The sequence below is a fragment of the Bacillus sp. AFS023182 genome, from assembly GCF_002560575.1.
Taxonomy (GTDB): domain Bacteria; phylum Bacillota; class Bacilli; order Bacillales; family Bacillaceae_G; genus Bacillus_A; species Bacillus_A arachidis.
On sequence record NZ_NTRO01000068.1, the window covers coordinates 1 to 9,241 of the forward strand.

At 39.5% G+C, this 9,241-nt stretch carries 8 protein-coding genes and 1 other annotated feature; all 8 genes read left to right on the plus strand.

The window, feature by feature from the left end; all coding sequences use genetic code 11:
- A partial coding sequence (locus CN288_RS29310) for a hypothetical protein (RefSeq protein WP_217994262.1) occupies positions 1–186 on the plus strand: 186 nt, incomplete at its 5' end.
- Between the two features lie 17 nt (positions 187–203).
- Positions 204–749 carry an RNA polymerase sigma factor SigX gene (locus CN288_RS23185; protein WP_081811111.1) on the plus strand — a complete coding sequence of 182 codons (546 nt, stop codon included), beginning with the start codon at positions 204–206 and terminating at the stop codon, positions 747–749.
- A gap of 3 nt (positions 750–752) precedes the next feature.
- Entirely contained in the window at positions 753–1,928 is a 1,176-nt protein-coding gene (locus tag CN288_RS23190; RefSeq protein ID WP_098303196.1) for an anti-sigma factor family protein, read from the plus strand.
- A gap of 65 nt (positions 1,929–1,993) precedes the next feature.
- Positions 1,994–2,959, plus strand: coding sequence for an ABC transporter ATP-binding protein (locus CN288_RS23195; protein ID WP_090688055.1), 966 nt, complete (start codon positions 1,994–1,996; stop codon positions 2,957–2,959).
- Positions 2,931–3,803, plus strand: coding sequence for an ABC transporter permease subunit (locus CN288_RS23200; RefSeq protein ID WP_090688052.1), 873 nt, complete (start codon positions 2,931–2,933; stop codon positions 3,801–3,803). The genes CN288_RS23195 and CN288_RS23200 overlap by 29 nt, the downstream gene beginning before the upstream one ends.
- Positions 3,804–4,301: 498 nt before the next feature.
- Positions 4,302–5,495: an MDR family MFS transporter gene (locus CN288_RS23205; protein WP_098303197.1), complete on the plus strand. Its 1,194-nt coding sequence runs from the start codon at positions 4,302–4,304 to the stop codon at positions 5,493–5,495.
- A gap of 51 nt (positions 5,496–5,546) precedes the next feature.
- Positions 5,547–5,810: a binding site (T-box leader), on the plus strand.
- A 66-nt stretch (positions 5,811–5,876) separates the two neighbouring features.
- On the plus strand, positions 5,877–8,285 hold the full coding sequence (gene leuS, locus CN288_RS23210) for a leucine--tRNA ligase (protein WP_098303198.1): 2,409 nt from the start codon (positions 5,877–5,879) through the stop codon (positions 8,283–8,285).
- 146 nt (positions 8,286–8,431) lie between these two features.
- Positions 8,432–9,241, plus strand: an 810-nt coding sequence (locus CN288_RS23215; RefSeq protein ID WP_098303199.1) for a hypothetical protein, incomplete at its 3' end; no start/stop codon positions are given.

The window sequence follows — 9,241 nt, forward strand, 5'->3', positions numbered from 1 at the left end:
TCTTTTGAGGCAGCTCCTTTTTTTATATATAAGATTTATGCTTCTGAACAAAATTTCTTAGAGATCAAGGAATTAAAATGGGTTTCAATACACGGTTATAATAAGAATGAACCATTACAAGAAAATATTTTTTATTTTTTGTCACAAATAGCAAATTTGTGGTTTCTTTATAGTGAAAGTGACTAATAAGGAGGAAGAAACGAGTGGAGGTGAAAGCTTCATTGTTAAATATATATGAACAAGATTCAGTTTCTAATATACAGTTTCAAGATGTATTTAAACAATATTATGCTCAAGTTGTGAGACAAATTATGCGAATTGTGCGAGAGCAAGCGATTGCTGAAGATTTAGCGCAGGAAGTATTTTTGCAATTATATCATACAGAATGGAAAGAGATTGAAAGTGTATCGGCATGGCTGGCAAAAGCATCTATTTATGCAGCATATAACTATTTGCGATCTGAAAAAAGGCATCAAGCAAGAATTGAAAAAGAAGCAAATTATAAACAATCAATGAGTAGTCCATCATCGGAAGAGAAATGTATTCAAAAAGAAGAAATTACTCGTGTACAAAGTACATTAAAAGAAATGGATGAGCGTGAACGTACCCTCTTATTAATGAAGTTTTCGGGATTTCAATATAAAGAAATCGCGGAGGCTACTCATATGGAAGTTTCCTCGGTTGGAACATTGCTAGCACGAGCGAAAGCGAAATTTCGGAAGATGTATAGAGGGATGAAGGAGGAGTGACAAATGAAATGCCAAGATATTGGATTTATTCAGGCGTATTTAGATGGAGAATTAAACCGTGATGAAAGAAAGCAATATATTCAACATCTTGACCATTGTAAAGCATGTCAAAAGGCGTTAGAAGAAGTAAGTAAGCTTAATCAATGGGTAGAAGTTGTATTGGATGATGAATTCACAAACGTTAGTGAAGAGATTGATATCGATGTTGAACAAGCTTGGAAAACCTTTGAACAAAATATACAAAATCATAAAATGGAAGAAACAAACAGTGAAGAAAGTAAAAAGAAGGGAAGATGGCATAATATGAAGAAATCATCTAAACGTTGGATTACTGCAGCAGCAGCGGCAGCAGTTGTATGTGTGTCTTTAACAGTTCCAGAAGTACGGGCAGGAGCAAATAACTTGTTATCGATTTTTCGAGTAAAGGATGTGCAGTTCGTTCAACTTACCGATTCGGACTTACGTGAAATTGAAGGATGGATCTCTAATATGGAAGAAGGAGAGAAGTCCATTAAAGGAATTGGTAAAATAGGAATCAAAGATAATGGAAGCAAAAAAGATGCTCATTTTCAGTCGGAACAGCAAGCAAGAGAAGCTGGGTATGCAGTTCCAAAAGTGCCAAATGGATATCGGGTAACGAATGTGGATGTGAATTCGTCATTTATTATGCAATTTGAGCTCGATACAGAAAAAGCTAATAAATTATTGAAACAACTACAAAGCAATACTGAGTTTGAAAGTGCTTTGAATGGTAAGCAGTTTTCAATCACAGTTCCGGAATCAGTACGTACTCAAATAGAAGTTGAGGGCAATCGAACATCAGGCGCTTTTTCCTATAATGTAATTGATGCACCAAAAATTTCTGTTCCAGAAGGTGTAAATGTTACGAAATTACAAAAAACAGTTTTAGAGCTTCCGATTATTCCAGGGAATGTGAAAACACAACTTGCAGGTATTCAAGATTGGACACATACATTGCCGATTCCCTATGTAGCAAAAGGTGCAAAAGTATCGGAGACAAAGGTTCAAGGAGTAAAGGCCGTCTTATATAGCGCTGAATATGAAAATGTACTTATTTGGGAGAAAGATGGGAAAATGCACATGGTCGAGCAACATAAAGAGCAAGAGAAAGAATTGAATGCAAACGATCTTATTAAACTTGCAAATGAATTAAAATAATGATTGAACAAGAGCGGCTCCGCGAAATGGGGCGGCTCTGTTCCTGTATAGAGCGGGGGTAAAACATGAAACAAGACTGGATTATTCAAACGAAGAACTTAACAAAACAATATAACGGAAAAGGCGGTATCCACAACATTTCATTAGATGTGCCGCGCGGTACTGTATTCGGATTTATAGGTCCTAACGGTGCAGGGAAAAGTACGTTTGTGCGAACGATGCTTGGATTGATCCATGCGGATTCGGGAACAGCGCAAATGTTAGGACAGCCGATTGGGACAATAGAATCAAAACGGCGTATTGGCTATTTACCTGAGCTGTTTCGCTATCCTGATTGGCTGACCGGATGGCAGTTACTTGAAACACATGCAAAACTATGCGATCTTCCTTCTCGTGAGCGGAAAGCAAAAATGAGTGAGGTTATTGAAAAAGTTGGCTTAAAGGGTAGGGAAAAAGAAAAAATTCGCGGTTATTCAAAAGGAATGCAGCAACGTATCGGACTTGCGTGTGCCCTGCTTTCTGATCCGGAATTGATTTTTTTAGATGAGCCAACATCTGCGCTTGATCCAATCGGGCGGAAAGAAGTGCGTCATTTAATGGAAGAGCTTCGGGACCAAGGGAAGACAGTATTTTTAAACAGCCATCTATTAAATGAAATTGAACATGTATGTGATCACGTGGCGATTATTAATAAGGGAGAGTTAATTGTCCAAGGAGATTGGCGCTCGTTGATGATGATTCAAACGGAAATTGAAGTAACACTTGGTGAAAAGAGCGAATTGTTCTTTAAACAACTGCCTTCGTTTGTTAAAAATGTACGGAAGATAGAAGAACAGCAAAATCGTAAGCGTTGGATTATTACGCTACAACAAGAAGATGACATTCCTAGATTGTTAGAAGCATTTGTAGCACTACATATTCCAGTGTATCAGTTAAATCCGGTTCACCCGCATTTGGAAGATGTGTTTATGTACTGGGTAAATAAGAGAGAGGGGACGCAGCATGTGGACAATCGCCAAGTTATCATTTAAAGAAATTCTGTTAAAGCGTATTTTTACTATTACGTTATGTATGACATTTGTCTTTTTAATATTTTATGGGGTGGCCATTCATTATGCCGTTAGTGAAATTCTTCCAGGAGAATCTAGCGGTATTTCGGCAGCTCAAGACTTTATGGGTAAGAGTTTCTTTTCTACACAGCTTCTTGGAGTGGGGTTGTACTTTTCTTCGTTTATTACGGCGTTGTTAGCTATTTTAAGTAGTGTTGGCAGTATTGCCAATGAAATTGAAAGCCATCAAATTGATACGTGGTTAACGAGGCCAATCTCACGCTTTTCCTTTTTAATGGGAAAATGGATCGGCTTATGCTTGTTACTGATTGCGTACGCAGCCTTTCTATTTATAAGTATCGTGCTTATTCATCAAACAATGGGAGGGAGCGCGTTTCATTTAGATTTCACGGCGACGCAGATTATAAAAGCATTGGCTCTCTTCTTGATCCAGCCCGTTATTTTAATTAGCATCGCGATATTACTAAGCACGCGTATGGCAACATTAAATGCTGGCATTGTGTTAATTATTTTGTACGGAACTGGATTTATTGGCGGATTTGTTGAACAAATCGGTACATTGGCACAAAAAACAGCACTTGTAAACATGGGCATAATCGCAAGCCTTTTATTCCCAATTGATACAATGTATCGTAAAATGACAATCTATTTATTTGATTCAGGAGACAATCCTTTATCAATAGCCTCACAAGGAGTGTTCGGGAGTGTTTCAGCGCCGAGTAATATGATGATTGTTTATGTTGTTTTATATGTGCTAGCAGCTATTTTTATAGCGATTCGTACATTTAAATCACGTGATTTATAAGGGGATGAAATTTCAGTGTATTCTCCCAATGCTGTAAAGCGTGAACGAAAACCCACCTCTTTATGTAGATGTGGGTTTTATATATATTTTAATTTTTTCGACATCTTTGTCTAGCTCTGCCTCCTAGGCCCTCATGTCTAAGAACCTTCCACACGAGAAGGTAAAAAACACCTTCTGCGTGAAAGAACCTTAGCCAACAGGCCTAAACAGTCGGCTCCGCTTTTCTTTATAAGTCACTGCCGTGCAGAATACACCATGATCGCTACTTTTAGACCTTGCATGTCGCAGGAAAAGGCCCTGACGGTTTCTATGCGTGACCAGATGCTCTTGCCTGCCTAAAAAAGAGGGTTTTTATATCGATTTTTTAATTTGTGTTTATATAGTCTACATCTCATTGTCTGAATTTCACCAACTATTAATCAGTTGCCTTCCTATTTAAAAACGACTACAATTTTACTATTATGGATAGAACGAAAAAACAGAATAGGAGGGGAAACTATGCCAAGGAAAGTATGGCTATTAGTAGCTGGGATGATCATTAATGTCACGGGTGCTTCTTTTTTATGGCCTTTTAATACAATTTATTTACACGATCATTTAGGGAAGTCTCTATCTGTGGCCGGAATGGTGTTGATGATTAACTCGTTAACTGGTGTAATCGGTAATTTGCTCGGTGGTGTGTTATTTGATAAATGGGGCGGATATAAATCAATTTTAGTAGGAATTGTTATTACACTTGTGTCGATTTTAGGTCTTGTGTTTTTCCATGGTTGGCCGTTGTATGTTGTTTGGCTAGCGTTAATTGGATTCGGGTCTGGAATGGTCTTTCCATCGATGTACGCAATGGTTGGCACTGTTTGGCCAGAGGGAGGACGAAGAGCATTTAATGCGATGTATGTTGGACAAAATGTTGGAATCGCTGTTGGAACGGCGTGCGGTGGTTTAGTTGCTTCGTATCGTTTTGATTATATTTTCTTAGCGAACTTTATTTTATACTTTATCTTCTTTTTAATTGCCTTTATCGGATTCCGTGGTATGGAGGACAAAAACGAACAAAGTATACAAACAGCGGTCAAAGCGAAAAAAGGTTGGTCACTTACACCAGGATTCAAGGCGCTTCTTATCGTATGTGTAGCATATGCTTTATGTTGGGTTACATATGTACAGTGGCAAGGTGCAATTGCGACGCATATGCAGGAGCTAAATATTAGCCTTCGTCATTATAGTTTATTATGGACGATAAACGGGGCAATGATCGTTTGTGCACAGCCGCTTGTAAGTATGATGATTCGTGCGATGAAGCGTTCTTTAAAACAACAAATTATGATCGGAATCGGTATTTTTGCAGTGTCATTTATCGTACTTAGTCAAGCGCAGCAATTCACGATGTTCCTTGTCGCGATGGTGACATTAACAATTGGTGAATTATTTGTATGGCCAGCTGTTCCAACAATTGCAAATATCCTTGCGCCAAATGATAAGATTGGTTTCTATCAAGGCGTTGTAAATAGTGCGGCGACTGTTGGAAAAATGTTTGGACCTGTTGTCGGCGGAGCGATTGTTGACTTATATAATATGGAAGTATTGTTTATTGCAATCATGGTAATGCTTGTAGTAGCACTTATCGCAACGAGTATGTATGATAAACGAGTAAAAGTAGAAGAAACAGTAGAAGAAAAAATTGCGGTTTAGTTTGACGGAACATGTAACTTGTTTTAGAATATATTTAAATTAACTCATATTGTAATAACAGTGAGAAGGAGTAGTAGTAATAGAAGCTGGTTTAGAGAGTTGACGGTCGGTGCAAGTCAATCCACGTTTCGTTATGAACTCGCCTTTGAGTTGCAGTTGTGAAATGAAGTAGCAATTGCCGTTAATCCACGTTACGGATCTAAGCGAATGTATATATTGATGCTTGTTTAGCGACCTTTACGGGACGTTTTGAACATCTTTTATTACATTAATTTAGGGTGGTACCGCGGGAATCTATAACCTCTCGTCCCTTTCTAGGGATGAGAGGTTTTTTGTATTTTAGGCGGTGAAAATAAATATAACTTGAATGGAGGATATCTCATGAGCTTTAATCATCAAGAAATTGAGAAGAAGTGGCAATCGTATTGGGAAGAGAATAAAACATTCCGTACGCCAGATGAGACAGAAAAACCAAAATTTTATGCACTAGATATGTTCCCATATCCATCAGGTGCAGGCCTACACGTAGGGCATCCAGAAGGATATACAGCAACGGATATTTTATCTCGTATGAAACGTATGCAAGGATATAATGTTCTTCATCCAATGGGATGGGATGCATTCGGTCTTCCAGCAGAGCAATATGCACTTGATACTGGAAACAGTCCAGCAGAATTTACAGAGAAAAACATTAACACGTTCCGTAATCAAATTAAAGCATTAGGTTTCTCTTATGATTGGGACCGTGAAGTAAATACAACAGATCCAAACTACTACAAATGGACACAATGGATTTTCTTACAGCTATTTGAAAAAGGATTAGCTTACGTAGATGAAATTCCTGTAAACTGGTGCCCAGCACTTGGGACAGTACTTGCAAACGAAGAAGTAATCGACGGTAAGAGTGAGCGCGGCGGACATCCTGTTGAGCGTCGTCCGATGAAACAATGGATGTTAAAAATCACCGCTTATGCAGATCGCCTACTTGAAGATCTAGATGAGCTTGATTGGCCAGAAAGCTTAAAAGATATGCAGCGTAACTGGATTGGTCGTTCTGAAGGTGCAGAAGTACACTTCAATATCGATGGTACAGATAAGAAGTTTACAATCTTCACAACGCGTCCTGATACACTATTTGGCGCAACTTACTGCGTACTTGCTCCAGAGCATGCACTTGTTGCAGAAATTACAACTGCAGACCAAAAAGAAGCAGTAGAAGTATACATTGATTCTGTAAAAGCGAAAAGTGATTTAGAGCGTACAGAACTTGCGAAGGAAAAAACAGGCGTATTCACTGGTGCTTATGCAATTAACCCAGTAAACGGTGAGAAATTACCAATTTGGATTGCTGACTATGTTCTTGCAACTTACGGAACAGGTGCTGTAATGGCAGTTCCAGCTCACGATGAGCGTGATTATGAATTTGCGAAAAACTTCGATCTTCCTATGAAAGAAGTTGTAAAAGGCGGAGACATCACAAAAGAAGCACATACAGGTGATGGTGCGCACGTAAACTCGGCATTCTTAGATGGTTTAAATAAAGAAGAAGCAATTGCAAAAATGATTGAATGGCTTGAAGTAACAAGTGCAGGAAATCAAAAAGTAACATACCGTCTTCGTGACTGGTTATTCAGCCGTCAACGTTATTGGGGTGAGCCAATTCCAGTTATCCATTGGGAAGATGGCACAATGACAGCTGTGAAAGAAGAAGAATTACCATTAGTTCTTCCAAAAACAGAAAATATTCGCCCATCTGGTACAGGTGAATCACCACTTGCAAACATTGAAGAGTGGGTGAACGTTGTAGATCCTGAAACTGGTAAAAAAGGTCGTCGTGAAACAAATACAATGCCACAATGGGCTGGTAGCTGCTGGTACTACCTACGTTATATTGATCCAAACAACAGCGAAGCACTTGTAGATCCTGAAAAAGTAAAACAATGGCTTCCAGTTGATATTTATATCGGCGGTGCAGAGCATGCTGTACTTCACTTACTATATGCTCGTTTCTGGCATAAAGTATTATATGATATCGGTGTGGTTCCAACGAAAGAGCCATTCCAACAACTATTTAACCAAGGTATGATCTTAGGTGAAAACAACGAGAAAATGAGTAAATCAAAAGGTAACGTTGTAAATCCTGATGATATCGTAGCAAGTCATGGTGCAGATACACTTCGTCTTTACGAAATGTTCATGGGACCATTAGATGCTTCAATCGCTTGGTCTGAAAATGGTCTTGATGGAGCTCGTCGCTTCTTAGATCGCGTATGGCGTCTATTTGTTCAAGATAACGGTGAACTAAGTGAGAAAATTACTTATGCACCAAATAAGGAACTTGAAAAGGCATACCATCAAACGGTGAAGAAAGTAACAGAAGACTATGCAGAGCTTCGTTTTAACACGGCAATCTCTCAAATGATGATGTTCATTAACGATGCATATAAAGCAGAAGTTCTTCCGAAAGAATATGTAGAAGGTTTTGTGAAAATGATTGCACCAGTCGCACCACACGTTGCTGAAGAACTTTGGAGCAAACTTGGACACAGTGAAACAATCACATATGCAAGCTGGCCAACATTTGATGAGTCAAAACTTGTAGAAGATGAAGTTGAAATCGTTGTTCAAGTTATGGGTAAAGTTCGTGCAAAACTGAAAACGAAAAAAGACGCATCAAAAGAAGAAATGGAACAACTAGCGATTGAGGCAGTTAAAGAACAAATTGAAGGAAAAACAGTTCGTAAAGTAATTGTTGTTCCTGGAAAACTTGTTAATATCGTTGCAAATTAATAGGAAAGAGCAGTCCTTATGAGAGGGCTGCTCTTTTTTTGAGACAACTGAAAAATGAGTGGAATTCCCTTATAGACAAACACCTATTCTTGTATGAGAAATATGATAACAAAGGCAGGTTAAATTGAGAGAAAGAGGTGAAAGAAATGAAAGGGATGGATAATAACGCATCGCACGGCTTTATGATAGGTGAGGATGGCTATGCACAAATGCTAATGGGAGGAGCTGGACAACAAGGATATGGCGGGAACCCAACATGGATGGGCGGATCATCAGAAGGAATTCCTACATCTGTAGCTGGAGCGCAAACCGGAATGCCAACATTCGTGGGAGGAGCGCAGGGTGGAGTTCCTATAGGAGTACCAACTACATTTCCGGCATTTGTAGGAGGAGTGCAAGGTGGAGTTTCTGTAGGAGCGCCAACTACATTTCCGGCATTTGTAGGAGGAGCACAAGGTGGAGTTCCTGTAGGGGCACCAACTACATTTCCAACATTTGTAGGCGGGGCACAATCTGGCTTCCCTGCAGCAGTTGGTCCGCAACCAGGATTTGGTGGTGTTGCTCCTATTCTAGTAGGAGGAGTAGGTCCACAAATGATTCATGGTCATCACGTCCATCACGGTCACCACCAACATCACGGTCACCACCAACATCACGGTTACCACCAACATCATGGTCACCACCAACATCACGGTCACCACCAACATCATGGTCATCACCAGCAACACGGTCATCATCAGCAACAAGTACATCATCATGGTCACCATCAAATTCATCCACAGGCTGTTTTATATCAAACACAACACCATGGTCAGCATCAACACCATGGTCAGTATCAACACCATGGTCAGTATCAACACCATGGTCAGTATCAACACCATGGTCAGCGTCAACACCATGGTCAGCATCAACACCATGGTCAGCATCAACACCATGGGCAGCATCAACACCATGGT

Coding starts and splice junctions, on each gene's coding strand:
- CN288_RS23195 (WP_090688055.1), top strand. CDS start 1,994: ATGAAACAAGACTGGATTATTCAAACGAAGAACTTAACAAAACAATAT.
- CN288_RS23205 (WP_098303197.1), top strand. CDS start 4,302: ATGCCAAGGAAAGTATGGCTATTAGTAGCTGGGATGATCATTAATGTC.
- leuS (WP_098303198.1), top strand. CDS start 5,877: ATGAGCTTTAATCATCAAGAAATTGAGAAGAAGTGGCAATCGTATTGG.
- CN288_RS23190 (WP_098303196.1), top strand. CDS start 753: ATGAAATGCCAAGATATTGGATTTATTCAGGCGTATTTAGATGGAGAA.
- CN288_RS23200 (WP_090688052.1), top strand. CDS start 2,931: ATGTGGACAATCGCCAAGTTATCATTTAAAGAAATTCTGTTAAAGCGT.